The organism is Anaeromyxobacter sp. Fw109-5, assembly GCF_000017505.1.
Lineage (GTDB): Bacteria > Myxococcota > Myxococcia > Myxococcales > Anaeromyxobacteraceae > Anaeromyxobacter.
This window is the reverse complement of record NC_009675.1, coordinates 3582169-3601850: the sequence shown is the minus strand read 5'-3', so window position 1 is coordinate 3601850 and position 19682 is coordinate 3582169. Positions and strand designations below refer to the sequence as shown.

General features: G+C 74.0%; 13 protein-coding genes and 1 pseudogene. 9 read left to right on the top strand and 5 right to left on the bottom strand.

Annotation, left to right across the window (positions count from 1 at the left end; translation table 11 throughout):
- Nucleotides 1-151 precede the first annotated feature (151 nt).
- Nucleotides 152-1678 carry a hypothetical protein gene (locus ANAE109_RS15800; RefSeq protein WP_012097890.1) on the top strand — a complete coding sequence of 509 codons (1527 nt, stop codon included), beginning with the start codon at nucleotides 152-154 and terminating at the stop codon, nucleotides 1676-1678.
- 78 nt (nucleotides 1679-1756) lie between these two features.
- Here the strand turns inward: ANAE109_RS15800 and ANAE109_RS15795 are convergent, their stop codons facing one another.
- Complete coding sequence (locus ANAE109_RS15795; RefSeq protein ID WP_011985615.1) at nucleotides 1757-3205, bottom strand: IS4 family transposase; 1449 nt, start codon at nucleotides 3203-3205, stop codon at nucleotides 1757-1759.
- Nucleotides 3206-3362: 157 nt separating this feature from the next.
- Nucleotides 3363-3815, bottom strand: a complete 453-nt coding sequence (locus ANAE109_RS25440) for a hypothetical protein (protein WP_012097889.1) — start codon at nucleotides 3813-3815, stop codon at nucleotides 3363-3365.
- Between the two features lie 151 nt (nucleotides 3816-3966).
- Between ANAE109_RS25440 and ANAE109_RS15785 the strand changes: the two genes are divergently transcribed.
- Together ANAE109_RS15785 and ANAE109_RS15780 are read left to right on the top strand one after the other, a co-directional pair.
- Entirely contained in the window at nucleotides 3967-5589 is a 1623-nt protein-coding gene (locus tag ANAE109_RS15785) for a GMC oxidoreductase (RefSeq protein WP_012097888.1), read from the top strand.
- Nucleotides 5590-6475: 886 nt separating this feature from the next.
- Nucleotides 6476-7651 (top strand): HNH endonuclease, encoded by a 1176-nt coding sequence (locus ANAE109_RS15780; RefSeq protein ID WP_012097887.1) that lies wholly within the window; start codon nucleotides 6476-6478, stop codon nucleotides 7649-7651.
- Here ANAE109_RS15780 and ANAE109_RS25570 read toward each other — a convergent pair.
- Nucleotides 7627-8043, bottom strand: a complete 417-nt coding sequence (locus tag ANAE109_RS25570; protein ID WP_041448404.1) for a hypothetical protein — start codon at nucleotides 8041-8043, stop codon at nucleotides 7627-7629. The two genes, ANAE109_RS15780 and ANAE109_RS25570, sit on opposite strands and share 25 nt — an antisense overlap.
- Before the next feature lie 147 nt (nucleotides 8044-8190).
- Between ANAE109_RS25570 and ANAE109_RS15770 the strand changes: the two genes are divergently transcribed.
- Nucleotides 8191-8601, top strand: a complete 411-nt coding sequence (locus ANAE109_RS15770; RefSeq protein WP_041448403.1) for a four helix bundle protein — start codon at nucleotides 8191-8193, stop codon at nucleotides 8599-8601.
- 50 nt (nucleotides 8602-8651) lie between these two features.
- Here ANAE109_RS15770 and ANAE109_RS25830 read toward each other — a convergent pair.
- Nucleotides 8652-8966 (bottom strand): annotated as a pseudogene (locus tag ANAE109_RS25830) (four helix bundle protein); the annotation flags it as partial.
- Between the two features lie 407 nt (nucleotides 8967-9373).
- Nucleotides 9374-9772, bottom strand: coding sequence for a hypothetical protein (locus ANAE109_RS15760; RefSeq protein ID WP_041448401.1), 399 nt, complete (start codon nucleotides 9770-9772; stop codon nucleotides 9374-9376).
- A 26-nt stretch (nucleotides 9773-9798) separates the two neighbouring features.
- Here ANAE109_RS15760 and ANAE109_RS15755 point away from each other — a divergent pair, with 26 nt between their 5' ends.
- From ANAE109_RS15755 to ANAE109_RS23605, 5 genes are all read left to right on the top strand, one after another.
- Nucleotides 9799-11691 carry a 4-alpha-glucanotransferase gene (locus tag ANAE109_RS15755; protein WP_012097884.1) on the top strand — a complete coding sequence of 631 codons (1893 nt, stop codon included), beginning with the start codon at nucleotides 9799-9801 and terminating at the stop codon, nucleotides 11689-11691.
- Between the two features lie 153 nt (nucleotides 11692-11844).
- A complete protein-coding gene (locus ANAE109_RS15750) occupies nucleotides 11845-13869 on the top strand; it encodes an alpha-1,4-glucan--maltose-1-phosphate maltosyltransferase (RefSeq protein WP_012097883.1) in 2025 nt (674 codons plus the stop codon).
- Between the two features lie 16 nt (nucleotides 13870-13885).
- Nucleotides 13886-17539 carry a 1,4-alpha-glucan branching protein GlgB gene (gene glgB, locus ANAE109_RS24645; RefSeq protein WP_012097882.1) on the top strand — a complete coding sequence of 1218 codons (3654 nt, stop codon included), beginning with the start codon at nucleotides 13886-13888 and terminating at the stop codon, nucleotides 17537-17539.
- A gap of 104 nt (nucleotides 17540-17643) precedes the next feature.
- Nucleotides 17644-18066 carry a response regulator gene (locus ANAE109_RS25340; protein WP_012097881.1) on the top strand — a complete coding sequence of 141 codons (423 nt, stop codon included), beginning with the start codon at nucleotides 17644-17646 and terminating at the stop codon, nucleotides 18064-18066.
- A 13-nt stretch (nucleotides 18067-18079) separates the two neighbouring features.
- Nucleotides 18080-19537 carry a sensor histidine kinase gene (locus ANAE109_RS23605; protein ID WP_012097880.1) on the top strand — a complete coding sequence of 486 codons (1458 nt, stop codon included), beginning with the start codon at nucleotides 18080-18082 and terminating at the stop codon, nucleotides 19535-19537.
- Nucleotides 19538-19682: the final 145 nt, after the last annotated feature.

Here is a 19682-nt window from a genome sequence, read left to right as displayed (position 1 = left end):
CGCACCGGCATCAAACGCCCTCGGCGCAGTGCCGCAGTGGCAGCAGCGGCGAGGCTCCGCGCGCCGGGCGCCTCGGACGCCGGGCGCGACCGCCCGCCCGTTCCATGGACGGCGAAGCCCGGCCGCGCGTCGCGTACAATCGCGGCCTCCGATGCCGCGCTCCTCCGTGCTCCTCGCCGCCCTCGCCGCGGCGTGCGCTCCCGCGGCCGGCCGTGCCACGATCCCGCTCGGCGCCCACCCCGCCGCCGTACGGCTCGGGTACGAGCGGCTGCACATGCCCGGCGGCGAGCGGCCCCTCGCGCTGGCGGAGGTCGCCTGGCTCGCGGAGCTGCCCGCGGGGCTGTACGCCGGACCCGCGTTGCTCGGCGCCGTGGGCGGCGAGCGGGGTGGGTTCTTCGTCGCCGGCGTGGAGGCCGGGCTGCGCCTGGGGATCGCGGCTGGCGTCGGTCTCGACGCGGGCCTCCTCGCCGGTGGCGGGGGCGGCGGCTCGGCGCCGGTCGGGGGCGGGCTGATGCTCAGGCCACGGCTCGCCCTCACCTGGAGCGGGCGCCGCGATCGCCTGAGCGTCGGGATCGCGCACGCCGTCTTCCCGACGGGCGACCTCCGGAGCACGCAGCCGTTCCTCGCCTGGGAGCGACGCTTCGAAGCGGCCTACGCGCGCGCGCCGCTCGACCCGTGGACGTCGCAGGAGGCGGGGCCGCTCCGCTTCTCGCGCACCTCGCTCGAGCTGCGCCTCGCGCGCTACGGCCACCCCGCGGCGCTCGGGCGGCTCGCCGGGGCGCGCACGCTCCCCGAGCTCGACCTCGTCGGCGCGGCCGCCGGGTTCGATGTCGCCGGGCCCCTGAGCCTCCGCGTCGAGAGCACGGCCGCGTACGGCGGCGGCAGCGGCGGCTACATGGAGGTGCTCGCCGGACCGGCGCTGCGGCTCGGGCTCGGCTCGGCGGGAGCGGCGGTCTTGGCCTTCACGGCGGGGAGCGGCGGCGGAGGTGGGGTTCCCACGGGAGACGGCCTCCTCGTGAAGGGGGCGGCGGGCTTCGAGGTGCGCCCCGCCGCCTCGCTGCGGGCAGGGATCGAGGCGGGGGCCGTCGCGGCGCCCTCCACCTCCTTCCGCGCCGTGACGCTGGCCGTGAAGGTCGGGTGGGAGCTCGAGCTCGCCGGGCCCCCCGCAGACGTGGGCGGGGACGGCGCGGCCCTCGGCCGTGGCGAGGCCATCGCGGTGAGCTGGCGGCTCCGGCCGAGCGTCCAGCGCTACGCCACGAGCCAGCGCAGGAGCGACGCGGAGCGGGCGCCGCCCGTCGATCAGCTCGCGTTCAAGGCCGACCTGCTCCTGTCGCGGACGATCTACCTCACCGCCCAGAGCGGCTGGGCCTTCGCCGGAGGCGCGGGGGCGTGGGCCACCGGCCTGCTCGGCGCCGGGATCGAGTCGCCCAGCTGGCGCCGCCAGCGGCTCGGGATCGAGCTGCTCGCCGGGGCGGGCGGCGGCGGTGGCATCTCCACGGAGGGGGGCGCGCTCCTGCACGCCAGCGTGTCGTGGCTCCTCGAGCTCACGCCACGGCTCGGGATCCAGCTCGCCGCCGGCCGGGCCCGGGCGGTCGGTGGGCGGTTCGACTCGCTCGTCCTCGACGGAGGGGTGGTGTTCCGCGGGGCGAGCCTCGCGCGGGCTGCCGGACGGAGCTGACGCGTTCGCGGTCCTGGCCGCATGTCCTCGCGGTCGGCGTCGTCGGGGTCGGGGTCGCGGTCGGGGTCTGACTATTGATCACATCTCGCCGCGCGCCGTTTCGAGGGCGAGGAAGTAGCCCTCCTCGATGCTGAGCAGCTTCTCGAAACCTCGCCCGAGCACCTGCCAGCCCGGGTCGCCGTTCGAGACGAGGTGTCCGCCCAAGGCGGCGACGGCGAGCATCGCCTCTCGCACGGTGAGCGACTCGGGGAGCTCCCGTTTCCGTCGCTTCTTGTAGGCGAACCGCAGGCATTTCACTTGGACGGAAGTGAGCGCCGTCGCGGCAGGGGCGTCGCTTGCATCTCGCGCCAGCGTTCGCAACGCCAGCAGTCGCCAGGCAACCGAGGCGAGGACTGCCAGCGCATTCAGGAGCGCAGCGCCGGACTCGAGTTGACGCTTCTCGATGCTGCAACCGGTCTTGAGCGACTTGAAGAACTCCTCGATCACCCAACGAGCACGGTACGTGTCGACCACTGCCAGCACGTCGTCGGTTGTCGCTACACTCTCGTTCGTCCAGAGCCACCACTCGACGGGTTCACTGTTCGGCGGAGTGTCCACCTCCGCCACGTGAACGAGATTCAAGGTGAGCTGCGCATGGGGACTGCGGTTGGACGTGACGGGGCGCGGGATGGTGACCTGCCCGGCGCTGACCTGGAGCTTCGCGACGCGGCTGATACGAGCCGGATGGCGCTTGCGGGTTGACGGCATCTGCTGCCGCCGACGGGTCGCGAGTGGCACCTCTCTCTCCGCAAGAACCGGGGCGTCTCGCATCGCGGACGTCACGGTGGTGTGTTCACCGTCGGTGTCTTGATTCGGCGGACGTGGAAGCCGTCGATCCGTCGCCAGCCGAACCACGAAGCGCGCCTCGGCGGCAACCATGTGCGAGAACAGGGCGTAGTTGTCGCCCTCGCGATCCATGACATGCACCGCGGACGCCTTTCCTGCGAGCGCGGCATTCGTCTCGTCGAACAGCGCCCTCCATCGAAGGGACGAGTTGTCCGGATTTTCCTGGTTCTTCCCGTGCTTGAGCCGCTTCGCCTTCTCGGTGCGCGAGAGGGTGTGGAGACCGAGGACGCCGAGCGGCAGGCGACTGCCGTCGGCGGCGACGGCCAGCGCGAAGTGGCCGAAGAATCCGTAGCTCCGGCCACGGCCCACGCGGCCGAGGCCCTTCCGGGGGAACAGGCCGAAGTTGAACTGGCTCGTGTCGTGGACGACGAAAACCCGCCGGAGAACGGCAGCGCGTTCGATGGTGCGGCGGACGTGCGGCCCGAGGCACCGCTCGGGCGTGACCTTCGGATTGTTGAAGAAGCGGTAGGTGCCCTCGAGCGCCGCGTCGTCCGCCGCCGCCTCGGGAAAGCTGCTCGATGGGTCCGCCGCCAGCGAGGTCGCAATCGCCGAAAGGCGCCTCGTCAGCCGTTCGTCATTGAAGTCCGCGGCGCGGAGCTCGTCGCGCAGAAAATCAGCCCGTCCAATGTCGTGGCGAGTCACCCCACCCGTAGATCACGGGGCCGACCGCCCCGGCAAGATGTGTAGGATCGAAAGGTCGGGGTCGCGGTCGGGGGTCGACTCCGCTCCGTCGATGCGACGGAGCGACGCTTGGGATGACCGGCCTCGAGAGATCCGGTCGACGTCGTGGTCGCGAGCCCTACTTCCCACCGCCCTCCGCGGTCACCTCGATCCGCGTCGCGACCTCGTCGTTCTTGACCCGCTCGAAGGACGCGCGAACGTGCGCTCCTTCCTTCAAGTCGTCCCGCCCGCCGTCGCGGCCGGCGACGGTGATGGGCGTCCGAGGTGCGAGGCGGAGCCGCAGGTCGGGCTCCTCGCCGTCATCCCGGCGCACCACGATCTCGTGGTCGCTGGTGGTCACGATGGTCCCGCTCACCGCCTTCGTCAGCGCGCCCTCCGGCTGCGGCTGGACCCGGCGCTGCTGCGCCTCGAGCTCGGCGATGCGCTCCTGCCGCGGCTGGTCCGCCGTGTCGATGTGCGCGGCGGGCGCGCTCCGCTCCTGGCCGCGTTCCCCGTCGCCCCCCCGGCTGCACCCCACCCCCGCGAGCAGGGCCGCGGAGAGGATCGTCGCCGTCGTTCGTCGGTTCCTCATCCCTCCAGTCTGGCCACGCCGCGACCCGGTGGCGCGACGTCGCGTGCGAGCGAGGGACCGTCGCGCGGCCCACCCGGCTCGAGGCCGGGACGCCGGACGGGCGGGAGGGCACCCGCTCGCGCTCCGGGCCACGCTGAGGCAGACTTCGCGCGTGCCCAGCGCGCTCGACTACGACTTCATCGTCATCGGCTCCGGCTTCGGCGGGGCGGTCTCCGCCCTGCGGCTCTCCGAGAAGGGCTATCGCGTCGCGGTGCTGGAGATGGGGAAGCGCTGGGGGCAAGACGACTTCGCCGCGACGAACTGGAACCTGCGCAAGTCGCTGTGGATGCCGAGGCTGCTCTGCTACGGGATCCAGCAGATCTCCGTCCTGAAGCACGTGCTCGTCCTGCACGGCGCGGGCGTCGGCGGCGGCAGCCTCGTCTACGCGAACACGCTCCTCGTCCCGGCGGCGCGCGCGTTCCGGGATCCGCGCTGGCCCGGGAGCGAGGACTGGAGCGAGAAGCTCGCCCCGCACTACGCGACCGCCCGGTTCATGCTGGGCGCGAGGCCCGCGCGGGAGACCTTCCCCGCGGACGAGCTGCTCCGCGAGGCCGTGGAGGAGGAGACCGGACGCGGGAGCACGTTCGCGCGCCACACGGTCGGCGTGTACTACGGCGGCGAGGCGGGGCGCACCGATCCCGATCCGTACTTCGGCGGCGAGGGCCCCGCGCGCACTGGCTGCACCCTGTGCGGCGGCTGCATGACGGGGTGCAGGCACGGCGCGAAGAACACACTCGACCGGAACTACCTCTTCCTCGCCGAGCGGCGCGGGTGCGTCATCCACGCCGAGACCAAGGTCACCGACGTCCGGCCGATGCCGGAGGGCGGCTACGAGGTGCGCACCGTCCGCTCCACGCGCCCGCTCTCCGTGGGCTCGCGCGTGCTCCGAGCGCGCGGGGTCGTGCTCTCCGCCGGCGCGCTCGGGACCGTGAGCCTGCTCCTGGGATGCAAGGAGCGCGGCAGCCTCGCGCGCCTGAGCGACCGGCTCGGCGACTACGTGCGCACGAACAGCGAGGCGCTGCTCGCCGTCACCGCGCGGCGCGGCGACGTCGACTACAGCCGCGGGATCGCCATCACCTCCGGCGTGGACGCGGACGACGACACCCACGTCGAGATCGTCCGCTACGGCGCCGGCCACGACGCCATGGCCCTGCTCTCGACGCACCTCACCGGCCACGGCCCGCCCTGGCCGCGCTGGCTGCGCTGGATCGGCAACGCGTTCCGCCACCCGCTCGACTTCCTGCGCGCGCACTGGCCGTTCGGCTGGGCGCGTCGCACCGCCGTGCTGCTCGTCATGCAGCCGCTCTCGAGCCACATGCGCCTGCGGCTCGCGCGGCGTCCGTGGGGGAGGGCGCTCACCACGGCGCTCTCGGACGGGCAGCGGCCGCCGACGTACATGCCCCTCGCGAACGCGCTCGCCCGGCGGCTGGCGCGCAAGATGGACGGCGTGCCGCAGAGCGGGTTGCACGAGGTGCTCCTCGGCGCCTCCAGCACCGCCCACATCCTGGGCGGCGCGACCATGGGCGCCTCGCCGGCGGAGGGCGTCTGCGACAGCGGGGGGCGGGTCTTCGGCTACGAGCACCTCTACGTCGCGGACGGCAGCCTCGTCCCGGCGAACCTGGGCGTGAACCCGTCGCTCACCATCACCGCCCTCGCCGAGCACGTGATGAGCGGGATCCCGGCGAACCCCGAGGGCACGCCGAAGCCGGCGCCGCGACCGCCGTCGGGCGGGTGAGGGCGGAGACCGCGGAGTCGAAGGGCTCGGGATGACCGGCCTCGGGTCGGTCGGTCGGGGTCGTCGCGGTCGTGGTCGCGGTCGGGGTCGCGGTCGGGGTCGCGGTCGGGGTCGTCGCGGTCGAGGTCGCGGGGTCGCGGTCGGGGTCGGGGTCGCGGTCGGGGTCGGGGTCGGGGTCGGGGTCGCGGTCGGGGTCGCGGTCGGGGTCGCGGTCGCGGTCGGGGTCGCGGTCGGGGTCGGGGTCGGGGTCGCGGTCGGGGTCGCGGTCGGGGTCGCGGTCGGGGTCGCGGTCGGGGTCGCGGTCGGGGTCGCGGTCGGGGTCGCGGTCGGGGTCGCGGTCGGGGTCGCGGTCGCGGTCGGGGTCGGGGTCGGGGTCTCTTCATTCGTCACATCCCACGGCGACAGCACGCGCGCGCGCGGGGTTGTGTGCCGCCGCTCGACGCAGAGGGCTCGGGCGTCGAGGGGAGAAACGCCCGGTTCCCGGCGCGCCTCGGGCATGGCACGCGGCGGGTCTTCGTCGCCGTCGGCGCGAGGACTGGACGAGCGGGCAGAGCAGGTCCGAGGAAGTTGCGCGCCGCTCGGCCGACGGCGGCATTCACTACGAGTCCCTGCTATCTCCAGCGACAGCTCTTGCCGAGCCACGCGAGTCCCAGTTGCGGTGGGTGAACGTTGCCCTCTTGACGAGGTTCGAGGCGAAACGTGCTTCGACGTCCGCGGCACGTCGAGAGCACGCTCCTCGCGAGCGCAGGCAGGCCGCGCCGTGCGCGTCCGGCGCACCGCGTGGATGGCGAAGGGGCGGGCCCGGAACGCAGCGCAGGCGCGAGCCTGGTGCGTTCCAGGAGAGCCGCAAATCGCGTGTTACGAACGGTGCACAAGGAGGTGCACCATGCCCGCTGTCGCCCCTTCCGCCCTCGACTCGACCCTGCTCGCCCAGCGCCTGCGCGAGCTCGCCGGCCAGGAGCGCGACGTCCAGGTCGAGTTCCTCCTCCACCTCGAGGTGTTCGATCGCCGCCGCGCGTACGTGGAGGCCGGGTACCCCTCGCTCTGGGCGTATTGCCTGGAGGTGCTCCACCTGCGCGAGGGCGCTGCGGGGCGACGCATCCAGGCGATGCGGGTGCTGCGCCGGTTCCCCAGTCTCGAGGGCGCGCTTCGGGATGGCCGCCTTTGCATCTCCACCGTCCAGCTGCTCGGCCAGGTGCTGACCGAGGAGAACCTGCCCGACCTCGTCGGCCGTGCCGCCTACCGCACCAAGGCCGAGGTGGATCACCTCGTCGCCTCGCTCCAGGCGCGCACCGCTCCGCGGGCGGGCCTGCGCAAGCTGCCCGACCGCGCTCCAGCCGCGAGCGCCCCGGCGCTGCCGCTGGCGACAGTCCATGCCGGACCTGCCGAGCCGCAGGAGGCGATCCCCGCGCCGCCAGCGGCTGCTGGTGGGTCGCTGCCGCCCACGGTCTCCGCGCTGCCCGACGTTCCCCGCCCGAAGACGCGGGCGGAGACCCGCGCCGTGAGCGAGAGCGGCTGGTCGCTGCGGGTCACCATCGACGCGTCCTGCAAGGAGGACCTCGAGACGCTCGCCGCGCTGCTCTCGCACAAGATCCCGGACGGCGACCTCGCGGCGGTGCTCCGCGAGGCCATCCGCTGCGCCATCGAGAAGCACGGCAAGCGCAAGGGCGCGGTCGCGCCGCAGCTGCAGCGTCAGCGGAAGGCGGACCGGGACCCACGGCCCTCTGCCGAGCCCGCCGCGCCCACGAGCACGATCCCGGCGATAGTGCGGCGCGAGGTCTGGAAGCGCGACGGGGGACGCTGCGCCTGGGTCGCTCCGGACGGGCGGCGCTGCAACAGCCGCTGGCAGCTGGAGCTCGACCACATCCACCCGCAGGCCCTGGGCGGTCTCTCGACGCTCGAGAATCTCCGGGTCGCCTGCAGGTCGCACAACCTGTTGCACGCCGAACAGACCTACGGGCGCGAGCACATGGATCGTTTCCGGCGTGAGAGCGCCTCCGAGCGGACGGGGTACGCCGGCGCCGCGCCAGCTGCCATTCAGCAGGGCTTGTGGGCAACGTGACCGCGGTCGGCGGAACGGGAGCAAAGCCGACCGCAGCGTCTTCCGGCGACGCGGCGGACGCGCGGCGACGCCGGCCCTCCGGCCCCCTCGTAGGCCCCTTTCCCTGGCTCGTACTGCTCCCTCGCGCGTGCCCACCGCGGGCGCGCGGTCGGCACCTCGTCCCGAGTCCAGCGCGAACCGATGTGACGAATGACAAGGTCGGGGTCGCGGTCGGGGTCGCGGTCGGGGTCGCGGTCGGGGTCGCGGTCGGGGTCGCGGTCGGGGTCGCGGTCGGGGTCGGGGTCGGGGTCGGGGTCGGGGTCGCGGTCGGGGTCGCGGTCGGGGTCGGGGTCGGGGTCGGGGTCGCGGTCGCGGTCGCGGTCGCGGTCACTGGTCGTGAACGGCGCTCTCATCCCGGGCAGGCTCGTGCCACCGGTGGGTGGCACTGCGCCTGCGGCTCTCGGGTCCACGCGCCGTTCGGGCGGACGGTCTTCGTCCGGGGGCTCACAGTCGTTGGTCATGGGGCGGCTCCTTCTCCCGGGGGTGAAAGGAGCCGCCCCATGGCCAACAACCTCGCTTCCCTTGCAGACGCAGCCCGCTCCACCGTCCCCTCCTCCCGCTCCCGCAATTCTTCCCCCGTCCGCGTCCTCCCTCACCACAAGCTTCACGCGTTCGCCGTCGCGCGTGACCTGCTCCTCGCCGTCCTCGGTTCGCCCATCCGCGACGCGAAGCTCCGTGACGAGGCCGTCCGCTCGGCCAAGTCCGCCTGCCTCAACACGGCGGAGGGCGCCGGGCGAGTGACGAGGGGCGACAAAGCCCGCGCGTTCGCCATCGCCCGCGCCGAGACCGTCGAGGCCGCGGCGGCGGTCGAGATCGCGGCGCTGTGCGGGGACACCTCCGCCGCCCACGCGGAGGAGGTCGCCCGGATCGCGGACCGCCTCGTGGCGATGCTGACGGGGCTGGTGCGCTAGACCGGAGCGGCGCGGTGACCTCGCTCGGGTCACCGCGCCTCGTGCTGCGTTCAACGCGTGGCGGCCCTGCGGAGCAGCCCGCGCAGCATGGCCCGGAGCCGGTCGGCGAGGGCGAGGATCTCGGCTGCGTCGGTCTCCTGGACCGCCCCGATGGCGGCTGCGAGATCCACCGCCGCGACGACCTCGTGGAGCGAGCCGTCGGAGGCGAGGAAGTACTTGCGCCGCATGGCGACGCGATCGTCGGGGAGTCCCTCGCTGAGGTTCAGGAACGCGCTCTTGGACGCGCGGGTGGCCTGATCGCGGAGCTCCGCGTCGGAGAGGTGGGCGCGGTGAACGCGCACCGCGAGCTCTCGGGCGCAGCGGTAGACGTCGAGGGTCTGGAAGGGGAAGGGTGACGGAGAGGGAGAGGAAGAGGGAGAGGGAGAGGAAGAGGGAGAGGAAGAGGGGGAGGGAGAAGGAGAGGGAGAGGGAGAGGGGGAGGGGGAGGGAGTGAGGGTGGGGGAAGAGTGACCGGAATCGGGCTTCAGCGGGACGAGAACGGTGTTTGGCATCGCGCCTCCTTCACCCCGGACAGGAGGCGCGATGCCAAACGCCCAAGCTCGAACCCGTCCTCCATTCACGAGGACCACGCGCTGCAGCCGCCGTGACGGGCAAAGCCCGGCGCGGCGGCTGATTGAGCGGTTCACGTCCTCGCGGTCGGGGTCGCCCCTCGACTCCGCGCCGTCCTTCGCCAGGCTCAGGACGGCGCTACGCTCGGGACGAGCGGAAATTTCTAACGGTCGCGGTCGGGGTCGAGGTCGGGGTCGAGGTCGGGGTCGAGGTCGGGGTCGAGGTCGGGGTCGAGGTCGGGGTCGCGGTCGGGGTCGCGGTCGGGGTCGCGGTCGGGGTCGCGGTCGGGGTCGCGGTCGGGGTCGCGGTCGGGGTCGGGGTCGCGGTCGGGGTCGGGGTCGGGGTCGGGGTCGGGGTCGGGGTCGGGGTCGGGGTCGGGGTCGGGGTCGGGGTCGGGGTCGGGGTCGGGGTCGCGGTCGAGGTCGCGGTCGAGGTCGAGGTCGAGGTCGAGGTCGCGGTCGGGGTCGCGGTCGAGTCGCCGGCGGTGACCGTAGTCGGTTTGCGGCGCCGAAGCGTCCGCCCGCCGGCTCCCACGCCCAGTCGCCGTGCGAGGGCCCTTCACGTCCCCCGTGCTAGCCTTCCGGCGCCTTGTCCTCACCCGCCCGCCGGCTCGTCCGCGAGGCGCTCGACGCGCTCGGGGTTCGCCGCCTCCTCCTCGGCGTCCACGACGCCGCCTTCCCAGCGCACCCCTCGGAGGACATCGGGCGCGGTACTCCGTGCGCGGAGGGCGCTGTCGAGCTGCTCGAGCTCGCCTCCGAGCTCGGCTTCGACGGGCTTCAGCTCGGGCCGTCGGGCGCCACCTCGGCCTGCAACCCCTCGCCGTACGACGGGACGCTCTTCTCGCGGAGCCCGCTGTCCATCGCGCTCCTCCCGCTCACCCGCCCCGAAGGCGCGGAGCTGCTCCGCGCCGAGACCCTGGCGGCGCTCGTGGAGGGGCGGCCGCGCGGCGATCGCGTCGCTTACGGGTACGCCTTCGAGGCCGCGCGGCGCGCTCTCGCCGAGGCGGCGGGGCGGTTCCGGGCGCAGCGCGCCGCGGGCGCCCGCGGCTCGGCCGCGGACCTGGCGCGCCGGCTCGACGCTTTCCGGGCCGAGCACGCCGACTGGCTCGTCCGCGACGCGCTCTACGAGATCCTCCAGGCGTCGCACGGGGGCGCCACCTGGCGCGCGTGGCCGAGCGCGGCGGATCGGTCCCTGCTCGCACCCGCGCCGGGCGCGGAAGCGGCTGCGGCGGCGCGGCGAGAGGAGCTGCTCGGCCGGCACCGGGACGAGGTGGAGGCGTACGCGCTCGTCCAGCTCCTCGCGCACGAGCAGCACGCCGCGTTCCGGGCGCGGGCGCGGTCGCTCGGGCTCGCGCTCTTCGCCGACTTCCAGGTGGGCATGTCGGAGCGGGACGCCTGGGCCGCGCAGCGCTTCCTCCTCGACGGGTGGCTCATGGGCGCGCCGCCGAGCCGCACGGATCCGGGCGGACAGGCCTGGGGGTTCGCGGTCCTCGACCCCCGCGCGTACGCAGAGGTGGACGCGTCCGGCGTGCGCGAGGAGGGCCCCGCCGCGCGGTTCCTGCGGGCGCGCGTCCGGAAGGTGATGAGCGAGCACGACGGCCTGCGGGTGGATCACCCGCACGGCCTCGTCGCGCCGTGGGTGTACCGCGCGGGCGGGGACCCCGCCGCGGCGGTGCGGGCGGGCGCGCGGCTCTTCTGCTCCCCCGACGTGCCCGACCTCGCCGGGTTCGCCATCGCGCGCGCCGAGCAGCTGGACCGGAAGCTGCAGCGCCACGCGGACGGGTGGGTGGTCGCGCTCGAAGAGGAGCAGGTCGCGCGCCACGCCGCGCTCCTCGACCTCGTGGTGGAGGCCGCGCCCGACCGGCGCGACGTCGCCTGCGAGATCCTGAGCACGCTGCCGTACCCGCTCTCGAGGGTGGCGGCGCGCCACGGGCTCGGCCGGTTCCGCGTCACGCAGAAGGCGCGCCTCGACGACGCGGCCGACGTCTACCGCGGCGAGAACGCCGCGCCCGAGGACTGGATCATGCTCGGGAGTCACGACACCCCGACGATCTGGAGCGTGGCGGACCGGTGGGTCGGGTCGGGCGGCTCGGGGGAGCAGGCGGCGTACCTCGCCTCGCGCCTCCTCGCGGAGGGCGAGGACCGCGCCGCGTGGATCCGCTCGGTCGCCGCCGATCCCGCCGCGCTCGCGCAGGCGCGCTTCGCGGAGCTGTTCGTCGGCCCGGCGCGCAACGTGATGGTCTACTTCACCGACCTGCTCGGGTCCCGCGCGCCCTACAACGTCCCGGGCACGGTGTCGGACCAGAACTGGTCGCTGCGCATCCCGCACGGCGTGCGGCGCGAGCACGCGGATCGGGTCCGGGGAGCCCGCGCGCTGGACGTGCCGGGGGCTCTCGCGCGGGCGCTCCGCTCGCGCGGCGCGGCGTTCGCGGCGTCGCACCGCGACCTCCTCGCCGCGCTCGACGCGGCGGCCCGCCGCTGATCGGGCCGAGGGGACGGCAGTCCGCTCGCGTGCGCCCCGGGCCTCGCCCGGCGCGGGACCGGGACGAGGCTCGCCCGCTCCACCGCCGTGCGCCGTGCGCGCCGCGCCGTAGCGCCCACACATTGCCGTCGGACACCGCACCGCGAGGTGGACATGGAAGAGCGCGCACGCTCGCGGCCGGCCTCTCCGCCGGCCACCGAGCGCCCGCCCCGGGTCGTCATCGAGAACGTCACGCCCGAGATCGACGGCGGGCGCTTTCCGATCAAGCGCACCGTGGAAGAGCAGGTCGTCGTCGAGGCGGACGTGTTCACCGACGGGCACGAGTCGCTCGCGGCCGTCCTCCGTTACCGGCGCGAGAGCGATCCGGCCTGGACGGAGCTCCCGATGGTGCCCCTCGGCAACGATCGCTATCGCGCGTCGTTCGGCGTCCACGCCCTCGAGCCCTACCGCTACACGGTCGAGGCGTGGCTGGATCCGTTCGCCACCTGGGAGCACGGGCTCGCGAAGAAGGCGACGGCAGCCGCAGTCGAGCCGGTGGATCTGCTCGTCGGGGCGGAGCTCGTGGAGCAGGCGGCGTCGCGCGCGCCGGACGAGGCCGCGGCGCGGCTGCGGAGGTGGGCCGCGGCGCTGCGCGGGGACGAGCCGCTGGAGGCGCGGGTGCGGCGAGCGCTCGACCCGGAGCTGCGGCAGCTCGTGGCACGCCACCCGGATCGCGCCCACGCCGCGCGTCATCCGCGCGAGCTGGCGGTGTCGGTCGATCGCGAGCGGGCGCGCTTCAGCAGCTGGTACGAGCTCTTCCCCCGCTCGGCGTCCCAGGAGCCCGGGCGGCACGGCACCTTCCAGGACGTCCTCGACCGGCTGCCGGACGTCGCGTCGATGGGCTTCGACGTCCTCTACCTGCCCCCCATCCATCCCATCGGGCACGCCTACCGCAAGGGTCCGAACAACGCGCCGCAGGCCTCCCCCGGAGACGTCGGCAGCCCCTGGGCGATCGGCGGACCCGAGGGCGGGCACACCGCCCTCCACCCGCGCCTCGGGACGATCGAGGACTTCCGGCGGCTCGTCGCGCGCGCGGGGGAGCTCGGCCTCGAGGTGGCGCTGGACCTCGCCTTCCAGTGCTCGCCGGATCATCCCTGGGTGAAGGAGCATCCGCAGTGGTTCCACCGTCGGCCGGACGGCAGCATCCAGTACGCCGAGAACCCGCCGAAGAAGTACCAGGACGTCTACCCCATCGAGTTCGACAACCCCGACTGGCGGGGGCTCTGGGCGGCGCTCCTCGGCGTCGTGGAGCACTGGGCGGAGGAGGGGGTGCGCATCTTCCGCGTGGACAACCCGCACACGAAGCCGTTCCGGTTCTGGGAGTGGCTCATCGCTGAGGCCCGCCGCGCGCGGCCCGAGCTCGTCTTCCTCGCAGAGGCCTTCACCCGGCCCAAGGTGATGGCGCACCTCGCGAAGGCCGGCTTCGCGCAGTCGTACACGTACTTCACCTGGCGCAACACCAAGGGGGAGCTCACGCAGTACCTCACCGAGCTCACGCGCACCCAGGCCAAGGAGTACTTCCGGCCGAACTTCTGGCCCAACACGCCGGACATCCTCCCCGAGCCGCTGCAGTACGGGGGGCGCCCGGCCTTCCAGGCGCGGCTGGTCCTCGCGGCCACGCTGGCCTCGAGCTACGGCATCTACGGCCCCGCCTTCGAGCACCTCGAGGCCCGCGCGGTGCGCCCCGGCAGCGAGGAGTACCTCGACTCGGAGAAGTACCAGCTCCGCCACTGGGACCTGGAGCGGGCGGACAGCCTGCGCGACTTCGTCGCCCGGGTGAACCGCATCCGGCACGAGAACCCGGCCCTGCAGTCGAACGAGGGGCTGACGTTCCACCGGATCGACAACGAGCAGCTCCTCGCGTACTCGAAGGCGACCGAGGACCTCGCCGACCTCGTGCTCGTGGTGGTGAACCTGGATCCGCACCACGTGCACGCGGGCTGGCTCGAGCTCCCGCTCGAGCTCCTCGGGCTCTCGCGCGACGAGCCGTACCAGGTCCACGACCTGCTCGGCGACGGGCGCTACCTCTGGCACGGCGCGCGGAACTACGTGGAGCTCGATCCGCGGAGCGCCCCCGCCCAGATCTTCCGCATCCGCCGGCGCGTCCGGACGGAGCGGGACTTCGACTACTTCATGTGAACGGCGCGAGGAGAGGATGGACGCTTCGCTCTCGAGGCTCACGACGACGGGACCGTGGGACGAGCTCCTGCACGGCCCGGGGCGGGCGGGCCTGGAGGCGGCGTTGCCGCCTTACCTCGTCGGCCGCCGCTGGTTCGGCGGAAAGGCCCGGCGAATCCAGCGGGTCGAGCTCCTCGACGCGGCGCCGGTGGGGCCGGGGCCAGGGGCGTCGCGCCTGGTCTTCCTGCGCGTGAGCTACGGGGACTCGGCGCCGGAGGTGTACTCGCTCCCGCTCGCGTTCGCGCCCGGCCCGTGGGCCGACAGGGTCCACGGCGCCTGGCCTGGCTCGGAGGTGGCGCTGCTCGAGGCCGGAGGTGAGCAGGGCGTCCTGTACGCCACGGATCGCGATCCGGCGTTCTCGCGGGCGCTCCTCGACGCCATCGCCCACGGGCGCACGCTGAAGGGCCGGGGGGGCGAGATCGTCGCCTGGTCCACGCGCGCGTTCGCGCGGCGCTCGGAGGGGGTGGAGGAGCTCGTCCCGACGCCCCTGGGCGGCGAGCAGAGCAACACCTCGATCCGCTTCGGGGATCGGATGATCCTGAAGCTCTTCCGGCGGACGGAGGCCGGCCCGAACCCGGAGCTGGAGGTCGGCGCCTACCTCACCGAGCGCGCCGCGTTCCCGAACGTACCGGCGGTGCTCGGCGCGGTGGAGTACCGGCCGCGCGGCGGCGAGCCCCACGTCCTCGCGCTCCTCCAGGCGTTCGTCCCGAACCGGGGGGACGCGTGGGAGTTCACGCTCGCCGAGCTGAGCGCGTTCCTCGATCGCGCCGCCGGCCGCGCGCCCCCCGCGGCCCCCGCCGCCGCGCTCGTGGAGCTCGCGGGCGTCGCGCCGCCTCCCGAGCTCCGCGCGCTCGCCGCGCCGTCGCTCGACGCCGCCGCGCTGCTCGGCCGCCGGACGGCGGAGCTGCACCTCGCGCTCGCGCGCGGCGTGGACGAGGAGGCGTTCCGCCCCGAGCCGTTCTCGCGCGAGGACCGTCGCCGGCTCCACGACGGCGCCCGCGCGCAGGTCCGCGCCGCGCTCGCGCTGCTGCGGCGACGCCGCGACGTGCTCCCGCCCGAGGTGCGCGCGCGCGCCGAGGCCGTCCTCGCGCGCGAGGACGAGCTCGAGCTTGGCCTCCGCTGGGTGCTCGACCGGCCGCTGACCGCCCTGCGGACGCGGACGCACGGTGACTTCCACCTCGGCCAGGTGCTCAGGACGGGGGGCGACTACGTGGTGATCGACTTCGAGGGGGAGCCCGCGAGACCGATGGCGGAGCGGCGCGCCAAGGCGTCTCCGCTGCGGGACGTCGCGGGGATGGTGCGCTCGCTCCACTACGCGGCGCACGCGGGCCCGGCGCGCCGCGCGGAGCGGCCGGACGCCGCGCCGGGCGAGGCGGCGCACGCGCAGGCGTGGGCCCGGGTGTGGTACGCGTGGGTGGCCGCGAGCTTCCTGCGCGCGTACCTGGACGCCGCCCGAGGCGCCCGGTTCCTGCCCGCGGGAGGGGAGCTGCGGGAGCTCCTCGCGCTGTACCTCACGGAGAAGGCGCTGTACGAGCTCGCCTACGAGCTCAACAACCGGCCGGACTGGGTCCGGCTGCCGCTGGAAGGGATCGCCGAGCTGCTCGGCGCGGCGGAGGCCGGAGCCCGGGAGCGGGAGGACGCGTTGCCGACCAAGGGAACGAGGGAGGCGCCGCGAGCGGCGGCGCGAGAGGCGCGGGAAGGCGGGGCGCCGGGGGCGGTGCTCGCGCGCGGCGGACCCGGCGAGCTCGACCGGCACCTCTGGAACGAGGGGACGAACCACCGCGCCTACCGCACCCTGGGTGCGCATCCGCAGACGATCGACGGCGCGGCGGGGACGTCGTTCACCGTGTGGGCCCCGAACGCCGAGCGGGTGAGCGTCATCGGGGACTTCAACGGCTGGGACAAGGAGCGGCACCCGCTCCGGCGGATCGACGACTCGGGCCTGTGGCAGGGCTTCCTGCCCGGCGTGGGGAAGGGGGCCGTCTACAAGTACCACCTGCGCTCGCGGGAGCGCGGCTACGCGGTGGACAAGGCGGACCCGTTCGGCTTCATGCACGAGACGGCCCCGGGGACGCAGTCGATCGTCTGGGACCTCGCCTACGCGTGGGGCGACGACGCGTGGATGCGCGCGCGCCGCGAGCGGAACGGGCTCGCGAGCCCGATGAGCGTCTACGAGGTGCACCTGGGCTCGTGGCGCCGCGTGCCCGAGGAGGGGAACCGGCCGCTCACCTACCGCGAGCTGGCGCCGCTCCTCGCCGATCACGTCGCGGCCCTGGGCTTCACCCACGTCGAGCTGCTCCCCGTCACCGAGCACCCGTTCTACGGCTCATGGGGCTACCAGACGACGGGCTACTTCGCGCCCACGAGCCGCTACGGGACGCCGCAGGACTTCATGTTCCTCGTGGACACGCTCCACCAGCGCGGGATCGGCGTCATCCTGGACTGGGTGCCGTCGCACTTCCCGACCGACGAGCACGGCCTCGCCTACTTCGACGGCACGCACCTCTTCGAGCACGCCGATCGGCGCCAGGGACACCACCCGGACTGGGACAGCTTCATCTTCAACTACGGGCGGAACGAGGTGCGGAGCTTCCTGCTCTCCTCGGCGCTCTTCTGGCTCGACGCGTACCACGCGGACGGGCTCCGCGTGGACGCGGTCGCGTCGATGCTCTACCTGGACTACTCGCGCAAGCACGGTGAGTGGATCCCGAACAAGTACGGCGGCCGCGAGAACCTCGAGGCGATCGACTTCCTGCGCCGCTTCAACGAGGTGGTGTACGCGGAGTACCCGGACGTCCAGACGATCGCGGAGGAGTCGACCTCCTGGCCCATGGTGTCCCGCCCGCTCTACGTCGGCGGCCTGGGCTTCGGGATGAAGTGGGACATGGGCTGGATGCACGACACGCTCGCGTACATGGGCCACGATCCGGTGTTCCGGAAGTTCCATCACAACGAGGTGACCTTCCGGATGATGTACGCCTTCTCGGAGAACTTCGTGCTCGCCCTCTCGCACGACGAGGTGGTTCACGGAAAGCGCTCCCTGCTCGGCCGGATGCCGGGGGACGCCTGGCAGAAGCTCGCGAACCTGCGCCTGCTCTACGCGTACCAATGGGCGCAGTCCGGGAAGAAGCTGCTCTTCATGGGCGGTGAGCTCGCGCAGGGGCAGGAGTGGAGCCACGAGCGGAGCCTCGACTGGCACCTCCTCGGGATCGAGGGGCACGCGGGGGTGAGGACCTGGGTCGAGGATCTGAACCGGCTCATGCGCGAGAACCCGGCGCTGCACGTCCGCGACTTCGAGCCGGCGGGCTTCGAGTGGATCGACGCCAACGACGCCGAGGCGAGCGTGCTCTCGTTCCTGAGGAAGGGGCGGGAGGGCGACCCGGAGATCCTCGTGGTCCTCAACTTCACCCCCGTCGCCCGCCCGAACTACCGGGTGGGCGTGCCGCGCGGCGGTTTCTGGCGCGAGGTCCTGAACAGCGACGCGCAGCGCTACGGCGGGAGCGGGTGGGGGAACCTGGGCGGGCAGGAGGCCGCGCCGGTGGGCGCGCACGGGCGGCTCCATTCGCTGTCCCTCACGCTGCCGCCCCTGGGCGCGCTGTTCTTCCGCCACGAGCCGGCGGGCGAGCGCTGATCCGCCGGGGAAGGGCGAGCCGGCGATCGGCCGCCTGGGACGTCCCTGTTGCCTGGGACGTCGGGCCCCTCGGCGCAGCCGGCAGGTTCCGCTATCCTGCGCGGGTGACTCCCGCGGCCGCCGCGAAGCCCAGGATCCTCGTGGTCGACGACGACCACGCGAACCTCCGCACGTTCCGCATCGTGTTCCGCGCGGAGTACGACGCCGAGCTCGCGCTGTCCGGCGACGAGGCGCTGGCGGCGCTCGCCGCCGGCCCGTTCGACGTCGCCCTCGTCGACTACGCCATGCCCGGCATGAACGGGCTGCAGCTGCTCGCGCACCTCCAGCGCGACCACCCCACCGTCGGAAGAATCCTCGTGACCGGGTACCCGGACCTGCCGGAGCTCGCGGCGGCGGCGCGCTCGGGGCTCGCCTCCGCGGTCGTGATGAAGCCGTGGGATCGCGAGGCGCTCGAGCGGATCATCGACGAGCAGATCCGCGCCGCCCGCGACCGTCGCCTCGAGCGCGGCGGGATCGACGCTGCGTAGCCTCGGAGCTCCGGTGTCCGCGTCCCAGCCGGCGAGCCTCGACGTCGCGGCAGCTTGGGAGGCGGCGTCCCTCCAGCGGGAGCGCTGGGAGGGGACCACCGCCGTCGTGCTCACCGGCGTGCTGGTCCCGCTCTGGATCGCGTTCGACGCGTACCTCGAGCCGGCGCTCCTGAACCCCTTCACGGCCATGCGGCTCGCCGCGGCGGCCGTGGCGTGGGCCGTGGTGCTCGTCGTCCGCCGGGTCGGGACCACCCGCGCGCTGCGGACGTGGGTCGCGGCCGAGCTGGCGTACAGCGGCGCGACCATCGCGCTCATGCTCCCGCACGTCCGGCACTTCCCGGCCTACGTGTTCGGGTTCTCGCTCTACTTCTGGGGCGTCGGGGCGCTGTTCTCCTGGCCGACGCGGTGGGCGGCGGGGCTCTTCTCGTGGCTCGTCGCCGTCATGTGCGCGGGGTTCGCGCTCTGGCCCGGGATGCGCGAGGCCGCCGACTACGTGGCGGTGGGGTTCTACATCGGCAGCGCGGGGATGATCGCGACCATCATGGTCTGGGTGCGCGGCCGGCTCGTGCGCGACGCCTTCGACGCGTCGCACGCGCTGGCCAAGCGCAACGCCGACGTGGAGCGCACGCTGGAGCAGCTCCGCGACGCGCAGTCACGGCTGGTCGCCTCGGAGAAGCTGTCCGCGCTGGGGCGGCTCCTCGCCGGCCTGTCGCACGAGATCAACAACCCGCTCAACGTCCTGCACAACAACCTCGAGCCGCTGCGCGCCTCGATGGACGGCCTCCTCGGAGTGGCGCGGGCCGCGGAGGAGGCGACCCCCGCGGACGTGGACGCGCTGCGACGGCGGTGCGCGGAGCTGGACGTCGCGACCACCGCCGCCGACGTCCGCGACGCGACGGACATGATGCGCGCGGCGATGGAGCGGGTCCGGCAGGTGCACGCGGACCTGCGCTCCTTCATCCGCGGCGACGCTCCGGACATGGTGCTCGACGATCCGAGCCAGGGGCTCCGCGCGACCGCCACGCTCCTCTCGCGCCGGCTGCCCGAGGGCGTGCACGTCACGGTCGAGGTCGGTCCGCTCCCGCGCATCACCTACCAGCCGGGACAGCTCAACCAGGTCTGGCACAACCTCATCCAGAACGCCCTGGACGCCGTCGGCGCCGACGGGACGGTCGCGGTGGCGGCGCGAACGGCGGGCGATCGGATCGAGGTGACCGTGACGGACAGCGGGCCGGGCGTGGCCGCCGAGCATCAGGCGCGCCTGTTCGAGCCCTTCTTCACGACCAAGGGCGTGGGCAAGGGCACCGGCCTGGGGCTCGCGACGAGCTACCAGATCGTCGAGCGCCACGGCGGCACGATGTTCCTCGACGGCGTCCATACCGGAGGAGCGCGCTTCGTGGTCTGGCTCCCGGTGCATGCGGTGAGGCTCGGCCCCCCACTCGGCCTCGACGCGCATCGCCCCACGGGCTAGCTCACCCCGGGAACGCACGCCCCGGACGGCGCGCCGCGCTCCCGCCGGAGCCGTCCCTGGAAGAGCCGCCCCTGCCCGGCCCCGCCGGACGCGTCGCGCCGGTCTATCCTCCTTGGACGCGGCGCTCGCCGCGCCCGGAGGTGCC